Consider the following 16786-nt stretch of genomic DNA (forward strand, 5'->3'; position numbering starts at 1 on the left):
GAGCCCGCTGGCCGTGTCGGGCTCCGTTCGCGATACCCGGCCACATCTTCACAGAGACGTAACGGGGCGTGTCTACCCGCCGACGCGCCACGCCGCGGAGTCCCGCCATTCCTGGACCAGCCGGGCGAATTCCCCTCCGGCGGCCTCGAGTTCCGCAGGCGTTCCGCGCTCGACGACACGGCCGTCGCCGAGGACCACCACGGTGTCCGCGATCTCGAGTGTGGCCGGACGGTGCGTCACGATGACGGTGGTGTAGTCGCCGCGCACCGCCTTGATGGACTGGACGATGGAGGCCTCGTTCCGGGCGTCCAGCGCGGACGTCGCCTCGTCCACCAGCAGAAGGTGCGCCGGTTTCGCCAGGGCGCGGGCAATGCCCACCCGCTGGCGCTCACCACCGGACAGGTGGTTGCCCAGCTCGCCGACCGGGGTGTCCCACCCGGTCGGGATGCTCGACAGGACGGTGCGCAGACCCGCAGCGTCGGCCAGTCGCTCGAGGTCGGCGTCCGACAGGTCAGGGTTGACCGCGGTGAGGTTGTCGCGCAGGCTCCCGGCACCCAGCGAGGTCTCCTGGAACACCATGGTGGCGTTGCTGCGCAGTGCCGCCGTGTCCGACGTGGTGCCGTCGAGGCTGATCGTGCCGTCAGTGGTGTCGGTCAGCCCGGCGAGGGTGCGCAGCAGGGTGGTCTTGCCGGAGCCGGAGCGTCCCACCACCACGGTCACGGTGCCGGGGCGCAGGTCGAGGTCCACCGAATCCAGGCCGACAGTGCCGTCCGGGAACCGGACGCTTGCCCCGCGGAGGGCAGCCGGAGCGGGAGTCGGGGACGGAGCCGGGAGTTCCGGCGCACGGGTGTCCCTGACAGCGGCGGCCTCATCGAGGGTGACCTGCAGTGAACGGATGCCGCCGGACAGTCCGGAAACACCGTTGACCTGTTCGACGACACGCAGCATCACGATGACGGTCACAGCGGCGGAGACCCCGGTCAGTGTGCCGTTGTCGTAGGCCATCCACGCGGTGACCCCGAACCCCAGCAGCACGATCTGCAGGACCACGCTGAACACGAGTTCGCCGGGGACCTGCCAGAGCAGCAGGCGCAGGGAGCGGCCGCGGGAGGCGGAGACGGCGTCGTCGACCAGCCTCGCACCGGTGGACACGCGGCGGGCGGTCCGCAGCGAGGGCTGGGCGCGGGCGAAGTCGAACAGTCGGTCATCGAGGGTCGAATTCGCGGCGGTGAACTCGTCGTCGGCCCTGCTGGTCATCCGGTTGGACAGCTGGAAGGCCCCGAGCATCAGGACGCCGCCGAGAAGGGTGACCAGGGCGACGGGCACATTGACGAACAGCAGGCCGACGGCCAGCGCGAACATGAAGACGACGGACGTGATCAGCGGGCCGACCATCAGCACGGGTGCGGAGGTGACCTCCGTGGCCCCGTTGGACAGCAGCCGACGCAGATCAGAACTCTTCTTCCGGGTGAGCACCGACGACGGCCAGGTCAGGACGGCGTCCGGCGTGTATCGCTGGATGGCGTGCATCAGTGCGAGCCCGACCTCCAGTCCCCTGTGCGCCGAGACGATGTCGATGCCCCACGCCGCGGCGATCAGCGCCACCATGAGCAGCACCCACGGCCAGGCGTCGACGGGGGAGGTGCCGAAGAGCTGGTCCAGCAACGGGAACAGGACGATGACGGCGGCGGCCTGCAGGATGGCGGAGAGGACGGTCAGACCGAGGAAGGCGGTGAAGTCGGGCCCTCCGCCGGTGATGGTGCGGATCCTGGTGAGCATCAGTGGACCTCCCTGTTCTCGGTGGCCCCGGTGTTCCAGAGCGCGGCGTAGGCGCCGTCGGCCTCGAGCAGCGCCTCATGGCGGCCGGCTTCCACGATCCGTCCGTCGTCGAGGACCACGATCTGGTCCGCGCCGGCGATGGTGTGCAGGCGGTGGGCGATCATCAGGACGGTGCGTCCCTTCAGCAGTTCGTCCAACCCCTGCAGGATCGCCCATTCGGAGTCGGGGTCGGCCGAGGCGGTCGCCTCGTCCAGCACCACCACGGGCGTGTCCGCCAGCAGGGCCCGGGCGATGCCGAGGCGCTGGCGTTCACCGCCGGAGAGCCGGCCGGAGTCGACGACGGTGTCGTAGCCCTCGGGCAGCGCGGTGATCACGTCGTGGATCTGGGCGGCCTTCGCGGCGGCGGTGATCTGTTCGTCGGTGGCCTCCGGACGGGTCAGGGCGATGTTGTCCCGGATGCTGGCGTGGATCATCTGGACGTCCTGCAGCAGGATCGTGACCTTCGAGTACAGCTCGTCCTGCGTCATCTCGCGCAGGTCGGTGCCGTCGATGCCGACCGAGCCGCCCAACGGGTCCCACAGCCTGGCGAGCAGCAGGCCGACCGTCGACTTGCCGGCACCGGACGGGCCGACCACCGCGGTGACCGTTCCGGGATCCAGGCGCAGTGAGAGGTCCGGGAGGATCGTCCGGTCGGGGGTGTAGCCGAAGCGGACATGGTCGAAGACCACGTGACCGGCCGGGGCGGTGCGTCCTGCCGGTCCGGGAAGCTCGGGGGCCGTCAGCGTCAGTTCCAGGCCCGCTTTGCTGTCGAGGGAGACCAGGAGGTTGCCGATGCCGCCGGAGATGGCGACCAGCTGCGCGCCGAAGGCGGGGCCGAGGATGAGGAAGGGCACGGTGTCGTGCACGCTCACCCACCCGGGGAGCATCAGCAGGAACGCGGCGACCACCAGGAGGCCCAGCACCGTCGTCGGCCGGGTGATCATCACGGCGATGATCTTGATCGGGCCGGTGTCGCGCTGCAGCTTGTCGGTGAAGGTGCCGACCTCCTTCAGCGTGCCGGGCAGGTCGACGATGGCCCGCTCGCCGAAGACCTGGGAGACCTCACGGTTGGCGATGAAGGACTGGGTCTGCCCGGTCACCATCGACAGGTAGCGCTGGGAGGTGACCACGCGGTCACGTTCGCGGCTCTGGATCCCGACCATCACCTGGATGAAGACCGCGATGGGCACCAGGAGCACCAGGCCGAGGCGCCAGTCCACGGTGAACAGGTAGATCAGCGTAGCCAGCGGGGTGACAATGGCGGCCACCATCGAGGGCACGGCGTGGGTGACCACGTAGTGCATGCCCGAGACGTCGTCGGCGACGAGCTTGCGGATGTCCGAGCTCTGCCTCCCGAGGAACCAGCCCAGCGGCAGGCGGCGGAACTTGTCCATGAGCCGGTGCCGCAGGGCGGTGGCGTAGGACGCGTCGTAGAGGTGCATCACCAGCATCAGTACGCTGGTGCCGAGTGCGGCGACACCCATGATGACCAGCGCGGTGATCCCGGTGCTGGTGACGCTGTCCCGGTCGGCCCCGGCGAGGAACTCCCGGGCGAGTTCGGCGAAGAGGATGAACGGGACGATGCCCAGGACCGACAGCAGTGCCTGGACAACCCCGGAGATGATCAGGGCAGGCATCGCGGGGGCCAGAATGCCCTTGCTGGGCTCCTGCCGGGGTTGCTCGTCGTCGCTGACAGGGGCAGGGGCATCCGGCGCCGGGGACGCGGACACGCCCTGCGCGGTCTCCTGCGCATGCTCCTCCAGCGCCCGCGACTTTCCCATCGCCTTGCCCTGCACCCAGTACGCCTGGGCGTGCAGCGTGGCCCGGTTCAGGTGGAACTCCCGCTGCAGGATGGTCCTGGCGTGCCGGGTCGCCTTGCTTTCCGCGGTGACCCAGGCGTACCAGTCCGTCCAGTCCCGTCCGGAGATCGCCTGCGCCAGCCCCTGGCCGTCGGGTAGTTCGTCCACCCAGGCGGCGGTGATGTTCGGGCCTGACGGCAGCGGGGACTGTTCGTCGGCGTCGCTGTGCTTCTCCAGGTAGACGACCACCGGCACGTCCTCCGGGACGGCGGCGGCGAGCTGGGTGATGGCGGGGTAGGACGCCAGGTCGCCGAGCAGCAGGTACCCGGCCGGGGGAGGATCGAGCGGGGTGAAGGGTTCGTCGCCGTAGCGCATGCCCTCGATCCGGTCCCCGGGTTCGCAGTGCTGCGCCCAGTAGGCCGCGGGGCCCGACGGGTGGTGGATGACGAAGTCCACCGACAGCGTGCCCTCGTCGGCATTGGCGTCGGTGAAGGTGTAGCCGCGCTGGAACTGTTTCGAGCTGCCGTCGGGGTCGGGGAACCAGGCCCTCATCCACGCGGCCGGGGCGCTCGCGCCGTCGGTGCCGAGGATGGTGTCCGACTGCAGGTGGACCCGGAGCAGATTGTCCGTGCGCCACTGTTTGCCGGTGACGGTGAGGACATGGTCCTTCGCGCCGAGGGTGTGGAGCAGCGCCCCGTTGAAACCCTTTGCCATGATGGTGACCTCCTGACTGTAAGTGCAGGCTCACCATACACGATTATCCGGGTTTATGAGGAGACTTCACTTTTGTCAGGAGCAGGAGACCGGCGAGCAGGACGACAGCGATGCCGAAGATCCCGAAGCGGTCGTCCCCGGTGACGCCCGTGAAGATCGCGAACGCCGCCGGGGCCATCCAGCTGACACTGCGTCCGGTCGTCGCGTACAGACCGAACATCTGGCCCTCGCGTCCCTCCGGACTGATCCGGGTCAGGTAGGAGCGCGACGCACTCTGCGCCGGCCCGACGAACAGGCACAGCAGCAGACCGAAGATCCAGAACATCAGCGGCCCGTCCACGACGAACAGCACGGCGGCGTCGACCACCAGCAGGACCAGGGACACCATGATCACCGGCTTCGGGCCCTTCCGGTCGTCGATGTAGCCGGCGGCCAGGGCGCCGAGCGCGGAGACCACGTTGGCGGCGACACCGAACAACAGGACGTCCGATGCGCTCAACCCGTACACCGACACCGCCAGGACCGCGCCGAAGGTGAACACACCGGCCAGGCCGTCACGGAACACCGCGGAGGAGATCAGGAACCACACCGAGGAGCGGTCGGTGCGCCACAGCTCGCCGATGTCCCGGAACAGTCCCCGGTAGGACTCCAGCAGCGACGTGTCCTTCGCCGACGGGTCCGGGGTGTTCTCAGGGATCCTGCGCATCACCGGGATCGCGGACACCAGGAACCACACCGCGGCGATGACGGCGACGATCCGCACGTTCCAGCCGTCCTCCACCGGGACGCCCAGCAGACCGCGGGTGTCGCCGTCGCCCGAGATGAAGCCCAGGAAGCAGATGAGCAGCAGTACGATGCCGCCGAAGTAGCCCATCGACCAGCCGAAACCGGAGACCCGTCCGACCGTCTGGCGCGTGGAGACCTGCGAGAGCATCGCGAAGTAGCTGACCTCGGCGAACTCGAAGGTGACCGAGGCGATGGCCATGATGACGATCCCGGCCCAGAAGAAGCCGGCGGAGTCGTCCCCGATGCCCACGAGGCAGAACATCAGTCCCACGGTGACGATCGTCCAGGTCGTGACGGACCGCCGGCGGGTGCCGCGGGCGTCGGAGCGGCGCCCCATCACCGGGGCGATCAGCGCGATCGTCACCCCGCCGGCCGCCATGGCGATGCCGTACCAGGTGGCGGGACTCACGCTGCCGCCGAACCCGCCCTCGATCGACGTGCCGACCGAGTCGGTGAGGTACACCGAGAAGATGAAGGTCACGAGCACGGCGTTGAAGGCCGCCGACCCCCAGTCCCAGAACGCCCACGCCAGGGTGGGGCCGCGGAAGATGCCTTTGGACTGAGCTGGGGTGGGCGCGGCGGCCGGCGAGGCCGGCGAGGCCGGCGAGGCCGGCTCGGCGGGCGCTGTGGGGGACGGTGCGCCGGACTCACCGGGTGTCTCGGGTGTACTCATGTCCCACAGACTATTACCCCGGATGAACTTTCCGGTGTACCCGGCGCCAACACGCGGTTGCGGCGGTGGCGCGGTGGCGTGGATCAGGAGATTCGGCGTTGACCTGTGTGCAGGTACGGTTGACCCGTGAAGAACTGGCGAGTGCCCCGGCAGGGGGGAAAATACAGCGACCCGTACCCGGCACTGGCCGACCGGGTCGCCGCCGACGTGATCGGGCACTACTCCACGTCCTTCACCCTGGCCACCCGCCTGCTCGCACCGGACGTGCGCCGGGACATCCGGAACCTCTACGCCGTGGTGCGCATCGCGGACGAGATCGTGGACGGGGCGGCTTCCGGTGCGGGGGAGGACGCGGCGACCGTCCGGGAGATCCTCGAGGGTTACGCGCGGGCCGTCACCGACTCGCCGTCCACGGGCTTCCACACCGACCCCGTGCTCCACGCCTTCGCCGGGACGGCCAGGCGCTGCGGCCTGGACATGGACCACATGCACGCCTTCTTCTCCTCCATGCGTGCCGACCTGGACCCGGTCGTCCACGACGGGGGCTCACTGGCCGAGTACATCCACGGCTCGGCGGAGGTCATCGGGCTGATGTGCCTCGACATCTTCCTCACCCACGGCGCCACCACCGCCGACCGGGTGTGGCTGCAGGACGGTGCGGTTGCCCTCGGCTCCGCCTTCCAGAAGATCAACTTCCTCCGCGACATGGGGGAGGACACCACCGTCCTGCACCGCGCCTACCTCCCGGGATCGGACGGGTCACTGGACGACCGGACAAAGGACCGGCTGCTCGACGACGCCGCGGCAGAACTGGAGGCCGCACGGGCGCGGATCCCCGGACTTCCCAGGGGAGCCCGCGCCGGGGTTGCTGCGGCAACCGCCCTCTACGGCGAACTCGTCGACCGGCTGCGCGCCACCCCGGCCACCCGTCTGACCGGACCGGACGCGCGCCGGGTCAGCGTCCCCGCCCCGGTGAAGGCACTGGTCACCGCCAGGGCGGTGCTCCGGTGACCGGACACGTCACCGTCATCGGCGGTGGATTCGCCGGCCTGGCCACCGCCGGACTCCTGGCCCGCGACGGCCACCGCGTCACACTGCTGGAGAAGAACGACGACCTCGGGGGGCGCGCCGGGTCGTTGACCGTGCCGGACGCCCCGGGTTTCCGGTGGGACACCGGCCCCAGCTGGTACCTGATGCCGGAGGCCTTCGACCGGTTCTTCACCCTGATGGGCACCTCGACGGCGGCTGAACTGGACCTGGTGGACCTGTCGCCCGGCTACCGCATCCTCCCCGAGGGGCTGCCGCCGGTGGATGTGCCGGTCGGGGAGCAGCAGGTGGCCGAGCTCTTCGAGTCCCTGGAGCCGGGTACGGGGGACCGGGTCCGTGGGTACCTGGAGGAGGCCGGTGACACCTACCGCATCGCCGTCGACCGGTTCCTGTACACCCACTTCTCCTCACCGGCGCCGTTCCTGGGGCTCCCCGTCCTGCGCCGGGCGGGACGCCTCGTCCGGCTCCTCACCGGCTCACTGGAGAGCCTGGTCAACTCCCGTTTCCGTGACCGGCGGCTGCGGCAGATCCTGTCCTACCCGGCGGTGTTCCTGTCCTCGCGGCCGTCGGACGCCCCGGCGCTGTACCAGCTGATGAGCTACACCGACCTGGTCCAGGGGGTGGCGTACCCGCGCGGAGGTTTCACCTCCCTGGTGGAGGCGATGCGCGGCCTCGCCGTCGCCAACGGTGTGGAGATCCGCACCGGAGCGGAGGTCACGCAGGTTCTGACCGACCGTGGTTCCGCCAACCCGCTGCGACGTATCCCCGGCCTGGGGCGCATCGTCCCCTCGCGTGCGCGGGCCACCGGCGTACGCCTCGCGGATGGGTCAGTTCTGGCGTCCGATACCGTGGTCAGCGCTGCTGACCTGCACTTCACCGAGACAACACTGCTCCCCGCCGGACTGCGGACCTACCCGGAGGCGCACTGGGACCACCGGCATGCCGGGGTCGGTGCCGTCGTCGTGATGCTAGGGGTCCGGGGTGAACTCCCGGAACTGGCGCACCACACGCTGATCTTCAGCGAGGATTGGACGCCCGACTTCGCCGCGGTCTTCGGGGGGTCGGGGAACTCCAGCGGCGCGTCCGACTCGGTGTACGTGTCGAAGCCCTCCGCCACAGACACCGACGTGGCCCCGGAGGGACACGAGAACCTGTTCATCCTGGTCCCGGTCGCCACGGAGGAATCGATCGGCCGCGGTTCGGCGTACGGGGATCCGTCCGGCCGAGTGGAGGAGATCGCGGACGCCGCCGTCGACCTCATCGCCGGTCGGGCGGGGATCGGCGACCTGGCGTCCCGCATCGTCGTGCGGCGAACCCTGGGGCCAGCGGACTTCGCGGAACGCTACAACTCATGGCACGGCTGGGCATTCGGTCTGGCGCACACGCTGACGCAGTCGGCGTTCATGCGGGGGACGAACCGTTCGCGGGCGGTGTCGAACCTCTACTACGCGGGTGCCACCACCACTCCCGGCGTGGGCGTTCCGATGTGCCTGATCAGTGCGGAGAATGTGGCGACCAGGCTGCGTCATACGTAGCTGTGCACAGTCGTGCCGAACAGTGACGGCATCCCGGCACCCGAGGCTGTTTTCCGGTGAAGGAACTGACTCTGGGTGCCGGGATGCCGCTGGCGGAGGACTAGTAGATGAAGACCTGGTCGCCCGGCTGCAGGGCGTTGAAGTAGGTCACCGCGTCCTGGTTGTTCAGGCGCACGCAACCGGCGGACTGTGAGTCCAGGGTGCCCTGGTGGAAGGCGTGGCCGTTCAGGGTGAAGTACACGGCGTAGGGCATCGGCGCGTTGTTGAACTCGCGGCTGACCTCGTCCTTGACCTTGTACTGCACGGCGAAGGAGCCGCGCGGGGTGTCCTGGCCGGACTTGCCCGGGGACATCGGCACGGGGCCGTAGGAGGTGTCGCCGCCCTGCTGCAGCCAGGTGCGCTTGCCGTCGATGTCGACGCAGACGCGCGCGGAGGCGGGGCAGGGGGTGTTGCGGGTGCTGTCCAGCTCAGCCTGGCGGGCCGCGGCACGCTCGGCCTCGGCACGGGCGGCGGCCTCGGCGCGGGCCTTGGCGGCACGATCGTCCTCGCGCTGCTGGACGGCGCCCGGTGCGACCAGGTCGGTCAGGTCGCGGACGCCCTGCGCGTAGGCGTCGCGGAACTCGGCGGGGATCTGGCCCGCCTGCAGCAGTGCGGCGTCGTGGGCGTCGAGTGCGCCGTCCTCGATCAGCTGCTCGATCTCGTCCGGGGACGGCAGTTCGATGCCGGTGTCCTTGACGATCGTGTTGACGTCGGGGACGGCCGGGGCAGAGGGGGCGGCGATGGCGGGGGCGGCGCCGATGCCGGCAGCGACGGCGAGGGCGGTCCCGAGGGTGGCGATGGTTCTCCGTATGTTCACAGGGGGAAGCCTATACCGTGGGGACTATCAGAGCCAGATGTGACACTGCCCGTACCCGGTGAAAGTTCACCGAAATCACAGGTAACCTGGAAGCGTCATGCATGCAGTCCCCGGCTTCAGGGGCCAGACTAGGGAGTCATGAACGTGCCCAATGCCAACCACTCCAGCACCAGCAGCGCACCAGTGAAAGTCCTGGTCGTCGATGACGAGGCGAATATCGCCGACCTCATCAAGGCGCGCCTGGAGTTCCAGGATTTCGAGGTCCGTACCGCCGCAGACGGTGCCACCGCCCGCGAGATCGCGAAGTCCTTCCGTCCCGACGCTTTCATCCTCGACGTCATGATGCCGGGAATGGACGGATTCACCCTGCTCAACAAGTTGCGCGAGGACGGTCACGAAGCCCCCGTCCTGTTCCTCACCGCGAAGGACGGGGTGGACGACCGTATCCACGGGCTGACCATCGGCGCCGACGACTACGTCACCAAGCCTTTCGCCCTGGAGGAGGTCATCACCCGTCTGAGGGTGATCCTGCGCCGTATCCAGCCTGCGGAGGAGGACGATTCCTCCCTGATCACCTATGCCGATATCACCCTGAACGATGACATGCACGAGGTGACCAAGGCGGGCAAGGTCGTGGATCTGTCGCCGACGGAGTTCAAGCTGCTGCGCTACCTGCTGATCAACTCCGAGGTCGTCGTCCCGAAGTCGCGGATCCTCGACGCCGTCTGGGAGTACGACTTCGGCGGTGACGGCAATGTCGTCGAGTCCTACGTCTCCTACCTGCGCCGCAAGATCGACACGCAGGAGCCCCGGCTGATCCACACCGTCCGTGGTGTGGGGTACGTGCTGCGTCTGCCCCGGAACTGATGTCCCAGCCCTCGTCCGGCAGGAAGACCTACCCCGGGGTCTTCCTATCCCACTACCCCCTACGGGTGTCCCTGGTGCTGGTGATCGCGGTGCTGACCGCGTTGGGGCTGACCGTGTCGGGCACGGTCGTCTCCGGGATGATGCAACGGTTCATGACCGAGCGGGTGGACGAGCAGCTCCAGGCGGTCAGGTCGACGGCGGAGGAGACGACATCGTCGAGTTGCGCCGAGGACTGGTCCTCCCTGCAGTCCCGCCCCACGGAGGGGCTGGCGTCGAACGTGTACGTCGAGATCGTCGACGACCCATGCGGGGGGTACCCACTCAACAGCATCACGGAGTCGCAGCCGGACCTGTCGGCGATCACGGACCCGACGAGTGCGGTGACCGTTCCGGCGACCGGTGACTCGGCGTCCTCGGCCCCGTGGCGGGCGGCGGCGACGGTGAACGACGCCGGTTCCGTCACCGCCTACGCCCTGCCGATGGCGGGCGAGACGAAGATCATGAACCAGATGACCACGATGCTGGTCACGATCAGCCTGGTCATCCTGGCGGTGCTGATCGCCGCCAGCATGTTCCTGGTCCGGCGCGCCCTGCAGCCGCTGTACCAGGTGGAGCAGACAGCGGGACGGATCGCGCGCGGGCACCTGGACCAGCGCGTCCCGAACTGGTCGCCACGCACGGAGGTCGGACGACTGTCGGTGGCTCTGAACCGCATGCTCGCGCAGATCCAGGGCGCGTTCATCGCGGTCAACGACTCCGAGCGCCAGGCACGCGATGCGGAGGCGTCGATGCGCCGCTTCATCGGTGACGCGTCCCATGAGCTGCGGACGCCGTTGACCAGTGTGCGCGGCTACGCGGACCTGTACCGTTCCGGCGCCACCGACGATCCCGACATGGTGATGGACCGCATCTCCGACGAGGCGGGACGGATGAGCCTGCTGGTGGAGGACCTGCTGACGCTGGTGCGGATGGATGAGGGTCGCCCGATGCGCCAGGATCCCGTGGACCTGCTGGAGCTGTCGTTGGCCGCGGCGGAGAATGCCCGGGTCGGTTTCCCGGGACGGTCGGTGACGGTGCGTAACGACGCCAGGTCGGTTCCCGTCACGGTCGGAGACAGTGCCCGGCTGCACCAGGTCGTGGGCAACCTGGTGACCAATGCACTGCGCCACGCCGGCGACGACGCCTCGGTGGGGATCCGGTTGAGCCGGCCGGACGAGTCGACGGTGGCGTTGGACGTCACGGACGATGGGGATGGCATTTCACCGGATGATCTTCCGCACCTGTTCGAGCGCTTCTACCGTGCGGACGTGTCGCGCTCCCGGGCGTCGGGCGGTTCCGGACTGGGACTGTCGATCGCGAAGCGCCTGATCGAGAAGCACGACGGCACGATCACCGTGGAGAGTGAACCGGGTGAGGGGACGGCCTTCCACATCGTGTTGCCCGCCCTGGAGGACGAGATGGGGACCGAGGACCTGGACGAGCTTGATGACGCTGACGGTGCTGAGGGCACTGATGGTTCGGGTGACTCCGGTGACGGGGCCGCCGACGGCACCGACAACGGCACCGGGACCGGTACTGGCACCGAGGACTCCGTGGAGGGCCCGGGTGACGATTCCCCTGCGCCCCCGCCGGACGACCGGTCCCGCCGGGACCGCCGCGACCGCAACACGTGGGGCCGCTGATCCGCGCACGTCCCACGGGAAACGGCTAAGCCTGGGGCGTGAATTCCCGCACGAGTGTCGTGTGGGCGGGGGCTGCGTCCGGAGTCGGGACTGCCTCGCACGGCGCGGACGCCAGTGCCTGCACCACGAGGCGTCCGGTGCTCTCCCGGTGCGGCATGGTCGCGTGGCCGATCGGGATGTCCGGGTAGTGGTCCTCGAACTCGACGATCCGCACCGGGCCGCGGTGTGCCGGCATGGCGGTCAGCGGGTCGTGGGCGGCGAACGCACGGGCGCGGTCGGCCGGGACGATCCGGTCCCCGCGCAGCATGATCTGGGTGACCGGGACGCTGCTGCGGCCGGTGTGCGGGAGAACCTCACGCAGTGCCTCGGAGCCGACGAGCTGGTCGGCGAAGGATGGCGAGAACGCCCGGTCGACCCTGCGCAGCCAGGGGTTCTCCGGCGGCAGGAAGCGGGGCCGGGCAACCCCGCGGAAGTCCGCGGCGAGGCCCACGACATGGCCTATCCGGTCGCGGCCGGCGTCCTCGTTGAGGATGCCGGACGCAGCCAGTGACAGCAGCCCTCCCTGGGAGTGCCCGACCAGGTCAAGGGTGCCGAAGCGATCCGAGAGAACCCCGAGTTGGGCGGCGACCTCCTCCAGGGACCAGCGGATGTCGGCGGTGCCGCGGTGGCCGTAGGAGACGGACAGGACGGGGCGCCCGGACTCCCGGATGACCGGGACGGACTCCTCGAAGTTGTTGCGGCTGCCGGCACTGCCGTGGACGAGCACGATGGGGGAGGCGTCTTCCGCTGCGGTGGCGGGTGCGGACGCATCCGAGTCCGCCCACGGGGCCGCGGGCGCGGGCAGTCGGCCCAGCAGTCGGGCGAGCATGGGGGGCTGGGATGATTGGTGCATCCCACTACTGTGCCATGACCGGCACGGAAGTACCGCATCCTGACTATTCCCGACGCCGCACCGGGGAGCGGTCCCGCGAGGTCACGGCCCCGATGATCTGTCCGGTGACCCATGCCAGCAGCGGGCCGACGGACACGGTCAACCCCACTGCGATCCACTGGGTCGAGGACAGGAATCCGACCCCACCCGACGTGAGGGAGTTCAGAAGGGCCGGCAGCAGCCCGAAGGCCACGCCGGTGAGGGTTCCCGCCAGTGACACGAACAACGCCTGGGTCGCGGAGAACCGCCGCAGCAGTCCGGGTGCCGCTCCGATTGCGGCGATGGTGGCCATGTCGCGCCGGGACTCCGTGGCGGCAAGCAGGACAACCAGCAGGATCGTCCCCAGGGTGAGGATCCAGCTCAGGAGGACGGAGACTGCGGCGAAACCTGCTCGGACACCGTCGACGGCGGGGGTCTCAACATTGACGGCCTCCGAATTCACCGGCCACAGACCCGTGCTGGCCATCGCGGCCTCAATCTGGGACACCGGGGAGTCGAGGATCAGTGCGGTGCCGTTGTAGGCGGTGTCCAACCCCAGTGAATCAGCGGTCGCCTGGTTCATGGACACCCCGGTGTTGCTGATGCTCCCGTGCAGTGATGGGATTGCAACGGCTGGCACGGTGCGGGTGTCAACGGGTTCCGCGTCCTCACGCGGATAACCCCACTGATTATCCGCCTCCTTCAGGTCGATGGTGATGCGGCCGTCCTCGATGAGTGAGGGGTCGGTGGTGACGGCGTACCCGTCCTCCATGGCCTGTGACGCGCGGTCCACGTCTGCCCGGTCCGCATCGTCGTAGATGCCGAAGAGACTGCCGTCATGGACGCCGATGTCGTCGATCACCCTGGGGGAGCTGTTGTAGTACCCGGTGGACATGTTGGCGCCGTCGGCGGCGTGGACGTCCGGGGGCCCGGGGCTTCTCACCAGGGCGCTGGTGTTGCGCCCATCGACCTCGGCTCCTGTCACGCTGGAGAAATCGTGGCTTGACCGGGTGCCGAGCGCGTCGGCGACACGGTCGACGTCGTCGGCGTAGATCTCGGCGTCGCCGCCCACCTGTCCGTCGACGACTGCGACGTTGTCGCGTACCGATGATTCCTCGGTCGAGCCGGGGTTCAGTGACATCGCAACTGCCGCGAGGAAGGTCACGCCGGTGACCGCAGCCACCGCAGGGACCGTGCGATGGTGGTTGCGCAGACTGTCGCGGACAGCGAGGCGTCCGGCGGTGGGAAGGTACGGTCCGGCACGCGACATCAGCCACACCAGGAGACTACTGCTCAGAATGATGCCGATGCCGATCATGGTCACACCGAAGGTGTGGCTCTGCGGCGATGAGATGCTGGTGTAGACGATTCCGGGCACCAGGAACAGGAGCCCTGTGAGCATGCGGGGACGGAACCCGGTCATCCGCTCACTCCCGCCGTCCGCGAGTGCCTGCACGGGATCCTCCCTCCCCGCGCGAATCGCAGGGATGAGGGCTGACGTCACGCCGCAGAGCACGGCGACAACAACGACGGGGATTGCCACGTCCCATGCCCACATGACGTCCCCGTAACCGGAGATGGACGTCAGGACGGCCCCGACCCCGACGGACAGGGCGAGCCCGAGCACCGTCCCGACTGCGCCGACCATGACACCTTCGGCGAACATGATCCGTCGCAGGTCCGGTGGCCCGGCACCTCCTGCGCTCATCAGACCCATGGCGCGGCGCTGGCGTCGGGCTGCGACAGCGAACACCGGGGAAATGACCGACGAGATCAACAGGACACCGAGTACTGCCACGGCGATCGCCGCAGGGACTGAAGCCCCGTCCATGCTGGGGCCCCCTTCGCCCCGTATCCAGCTGCTGTAGTCGAACAACCGCTCCGACTGGCTCTCGGGTTCCCAGACGAGCTCGAATTCCTCGCCGTTCCCGGCAGGCGTACGGTCTTGCTCCTCCTCGTTCGCCTGCAGTGCACCGTAGAGGTGATCGGCCGTGGTGGGGTCCGTGGGGAAGTACCAGATGAGGCCACTTGCGTCCGGGGAGTGCGGGACATCGGCGGCATTGACCGCCGAGCCGTAGTAGTTGTTGGTGGTCCGGACGGTCAGATCCGTGCCGTCGATCGTGACGGTGTCCCCGGTGGAGACGCCGAGCAGATAGGAATCGCTGTCCGTGAGAATGGCCGTGCCCTGTGGAATCAGTTCCTCGCTGTCGTCAGCGGGGTCACCGACACTGTGGAGCAGGATTGTCTCCGACCTGTCGCCGGCACTCGCCTCGCCGTCCTGCCGGGTGGCTGCAGACAGGGAGTCTACGTCGTCGCCGACTACGTCGTGCAGCGAAGCGGGTTCATCATCGAACCGGGACGGATCGACCCTGGGGCCGTCCTGAGCGAACTCCACGGAACCGACCGAGGACAGGGGAAGGGTGTGGTCGTCGCGATTGAAGCTCTCGATCATGGACGCGAAACCCACGACGAGCGACACCGGCAGGGCGAACAGCAGGACGGCGACGATGGAGCGGACCCTATGCCCGGCGAGGTCACGCCGGGCCAGGCGCAGGGCAACCCTGAGTCGTGTCATGACGGCACTCACCCCACGATCTTTCCGTCGCGCAGGTGCACGGTGCGGTCAGCCCATGCCGCGAAGCGGGGCTCGTGGGTGACCAGAAGTCCGGCCGCACCGTCATCGACCCGGCTGCGCAGCAGTCCCATCACCGATTCCGCGGTCACGGAGTCCAGGGCACCGGTCGGCTCGTCGGCGAGGATCAGGTGCCGGTCACCGATCAGTGCCCGGACCACCGCCACGCGCTGCTGCTGCCCGCCCGAGACCTCGGAGGGGAAGCGGTCGGCGATGTCGGACAGGTCGATCTCGTCCAGGGCGGAGAGCGCCTCCAACCGGGCGTCCTTGCGCTTCGTGCCGTTGAGCTCCAGCGGCAGCGAGATGTTCTCGGCGACGGTGAGGGTGGGGATCAGGTTGTAGTCCTGGAAGACGTAGCCCACATGGGTGCGCCGGACCTCGGCGCGGGCCTGCGGGGACAGGTGCGAGACGTCCACCCCGGCAACCAGGACGCGGCCGTCACTGGGGGTGTCCAGGGTGCCGGCGACGTTGAGGAGGGTGGATTTCCCCGATCCGGACGGCCCCATCACCGCGACCAGTTCGCCGGGTTCGATGGTCAGTGTCACCCGGTCCAGGGCGGTGACCACGTTCGGGCCGTCCTCGTGGAACCGGCTGACCTGCTCCAGATGCAGGGCGGCAGCCTCCGTGGACATTTCGGAACCCGACAGGCGTTGCGGGGACAGTGGAGAGGAGGGGTTCGGGCGGGTCATGGATTCTCCTGGTGTGAGGGTGTGGCGGGCGGCAGAGCTTCCACCTGGTCGAGCCAGCGGACCTGGGACTCCAGGTCGAAGATGCGGCGTTCCAGCTGGAGGCGGTCGGCGGCGGTGGACGGCGGAACGTCCACCTTCTGCCTGGTCAGTTGCCGTAGCTCGTCGAGGATGGCGAGGCGCTGGTCGTGGAGGACCCGGGTGAGGTCGAGTCCTCCGGGGAGATGGTCGGGTGTGGTGGCGGCGGCCATGGCGGTCTTGATCACCAGGTCGTCCCGGTCATTCGGCGGTGGCAGGACGGGGGTCCTCCACCAGTGGGTCAGCTCGGCGAGCCCGTAGGCGGTGGGGGCGAAGATCTCGGTGTGCCGTCCGGACTGGCCGGTCTCTGTGCCGGTGACCTCCGCCAGGCCGTCACGGACCAGACGCTGGACGGTCTGGTACACCTGGCCGACGTTGACCGGCCAGGTGTCGTGGGTGCGTTCCTCGAAGGTACGTCTCAGATGACCGACGCTTGCCGGTTGTTCAGCCAGCAGGCTGAGCAGGGCGAACTTGATGGACATGGCGGGTTCCTCATGGGGTGGTCAGGTGCTTACTCGGTAAGCTCATGACGGAGCTTACCGAGTAAGTTACTTGGTAAGCAACCCCTCCCGCTGATTCCGGAAAGTACCTTCCGGGCTTCCTGCGCCAATGCGCCGCCTCGTCAGCTCGGACTCCGCGGTCCCACGTGCGACCGGGATTGTTCTACGCCGGTGCACGCGATGGGCTCTTATGGGGCCCGATG

12 protein-coding genes are annotated in these 16786 nt (G+C 68.7%); 4 read left to right on the plus strand and 8 right to left on the minus strand.

The window, feature by feature from the left end; all coding sequences use genetic code 11:
* Positions 1–72 precede the first annotated feature (72 nt).
* The 3 genes from ACTIL2_RS01210 to ACTIL2_RS01220 are packed head-to-tail and all read right to left on the minus strand — an operon-like array spanning position 73 to position 5790.
* A complete protein-coding gene (locus ACTIL2_RS01210; RefSeq protein ID WP_442335619.1) occupies positions 73–1779 on the minus strand; it encodes an ABC transporter ATP-binding protein in 1707 nt (568 codons plus the stop codon).
* Positions 1779–4331 carry an ABC transporter ATP-binding protein/permease gene (locus ACTIL2_RS01215; protein ID WP_442335620.1) on the minus strand — a complete coding sequence of 851 codons (2553 nt, stop codon included), beginning with the start codon at positions 4329–4331 and terminating at the stop codon, positions 1779–1781. The genes ACTIL2_RS01210 and ACTIL2_RS01215 overlap by 1 nt, the downstream gene beginning before the upstream one ends.
* Before the next feature lie 43 nt (positions 4332–4374).
* Positions 4375–5790 carry an MFS transporter gene (locus ACTIL2_RS01220; protein WP_442335621.1) on the minus strand — a complete coding sequence of 472 codons (1416 nt, stop codon included), beginning with the start codon at positions 5788–5790 and terminating at the stop codon, positions 4375–4377.
* Positions 5791–5916: 126 nt separating this feature from the next.
* On the opposite strand from ACTIL2_RS01220, the gene ACTIL2_RS01225 reads away from it, so the two are divergent.
* Both ACTIL2_RS01225 and crtI read left to right on the plus strand, forming a co-directional pair.
* Positions 5917–6801, plus strand: coding sequence for a squalene/phytoene synthase family protein (locus tag ACTIL2_RS01225; protein WP_442335622.1), 885 nt, complete (start codon positions 5917–5919; stop codon positions 6799–6801).
* Entirely contained in the window at positions 6798–8372 is a 1575-nt protein-coding gene (gene crtI, locus ACTIL2_RS01230) for a phytoene desaturase family protein (protein ID WP_442335623.1), read from the plus strand. The genes ACTIL2_RS01225 and crtI overlap by 4 nt, the downstream gene beginning before the upstream one ends.
* A 100-nt stretch (positions 8373–8472) precedes the next feature.
* On the opposite strand, the gene ACTIL2_RS01235 is transcribed toward crtI, so the two are convergent.
* Positions 8473–9228 carry a L,D-transpeptidase gene (locus ACTIL2_RS01235; protein ID WP_442335624.1) on the minus strand — a complete coding sequence of 252 codons (756 nt, stop codon included), beginning with the start codon at positions 9226–9228 and terminating at the stop codon, positions 8473–8475.
* A gap of 138 nt (positions 9229–9366) precedes the next feature.
* On the opposite strand from ACTIL2_RS01235, the gene ACTIL2_RS01240 reads away from it, so the two are divergent.
* A complete protein-coding gene (locus ACTIL2_RS01240; RefSeq protein ID WP_442335625.1) occupies positions 9367–10095 on the plus strand; it encodes a response regulator transcription factor in 729 nt (242 codons plus the stop codon).
* Positions 10095–11777, plus strand: a complete 1683-nt coding sequence (locus ACTIL2_RS01245) for a sensor histidine kinase (protein ID WP_442335626.1) — start codon at positions 10095–10097, stop codon at positions 11775–11777. Before ACTIL2_RS01240 ends, ACTIL2_RS01245 begins: the two co-directional genes overlap by 1 nt.
* Positions 11778–11802: 25 nt before the next feature.
* Here ACTIL2_RS01245 and ACTIL2_RS01250 read toward each other — a convergent pair whose 3' ends face one another.
* From ACTIL2_RS01250 to ACTIL2_RS01265, 4 genes are read right to left on the minus strand one after another with little or no spacing between them, the layout of a single operon-like run.
* A complete protein-coding gene (locus tag ACTIL2_RS01250; protein WP_442335627.1) occupies positions 11803–12669 on the minus strand; it encodes a lipase family alpha/beta hydrolase in 867 nt (288 codons plus the stop codon).
* Positions 12670–12712: 43 nt separating this feature from the next.
* Positions 12713–15262 (minus strand): FtsX-like permease family protein, encoded by a 2550-nt coding sequence (locus tag ACTIL2_RS01255; RefSeq protein WP_442335628.1) that lies wholly within the window; start codon positions 15260–15262, stop codon positions 12713–12715.
* An 8-nt stretch (positions 15263–15270) separates the two neighbouring features.
* The gene (locus ACTIL2_RS01260) at positions 15271–15951 is read right to left on the minus strand and encodes an ABC transporter ATP-binding protein (protein WP_442335680.1); all 681 of its coding nucleotides are present in this window, start codon (positions 15949–15951) and stop codon (positions 15271–15273) included.
* Between the two features lie 53 nt (positions 15952–16004).
* Complete coding sequence (locus ACTIL2_RS01265) at positions 16005–16565, minus strand: PadR family transcriptional regulator (RefSeq protein WP_442335629.1); 561 nt, start codon at positions 16563–16565, stop codon at positions 16005–16007.
* Positions 16566–16786 lie beyond the last annotated feature (221 nt).

Origin of the sequence: Corynebacterium sp., assembly GCF_052107835.1 — a bacterium.
Classification (GTDB): domain Bacteria; phylum Actinomycetota; class Actinomycetes; order Mycobacteriales; family Mycobacteriaceae; genus Corynebacterium.

Bases quoted from the DNA above. Each gene is read 5' to 3' on its own strand.
- ACTIL2_RS01210 (WP_442335619.1), bottom strand. From the start codon at position 1,779: ATGCTCACCAGGATCCGCACCATCACCGGCGGAGGGCCCGACTTCACC.
- ACTIL2_RS01215 (WP_442335620.1), bottom strand. From the start codon at position 4,331: ATGGCAAAGGGTTTCAACGGGGCGCTGCTCCACACCCTCGGCGCGAAG.
- ACTIL2_RS01220 (WP_442335621.1), bottom strand. From the start codon at position 5,790: ATGAGTACACCCGAGACACCCGGTGAGTCCGGCGCACCGTCCCCCACA.
- ACTIL2_RS01240 (WP_442335625.1), top strand. From the start codon at position 9,367: ATGAACGTGCCCAATGCCAACCACTCCAGCACCAGCAGCGCACCAGTG.
- ACTIL2_RS01245 (WP_442335626.1), top strand. From the start codon at position 10,095: ATGTCCCAGCCCTCGTCCGGCAGGAAGACCTACCCCGGGGTCTTCCTA.
- ACTIL2_RS01250 (WP_442335627.1), bottom strand. From the start codon at position 12,669: ATGCACCAATCATCCCAGCCCCCCATGCTCGCCCGACTGCTGGGCCGA.
- ACTIL2_RS01255 (WP_442335628.1), bottom strand. From the start codon at position 15,262: ATGACACGACTCAGGGTTGCCCTGCGCCTGGCCCGGCGTGACCTCGCC.
- ACTIL2_RS01260 (WP_442335680.1), bottom strand. From the start codon at position 15,951: ATGTCCACGGAGGCTGCCGCCCTGCATCTGGAGCAGGTCAGCCGGTTC.
- ACTIL2_RS01265 (WP_442335629.1), bottom strand. From the start codon at position 16,565: ATGTCCATCAAGTTCGCCCTGCTCAGCCTGCTGGCTGAACAACCGGCA.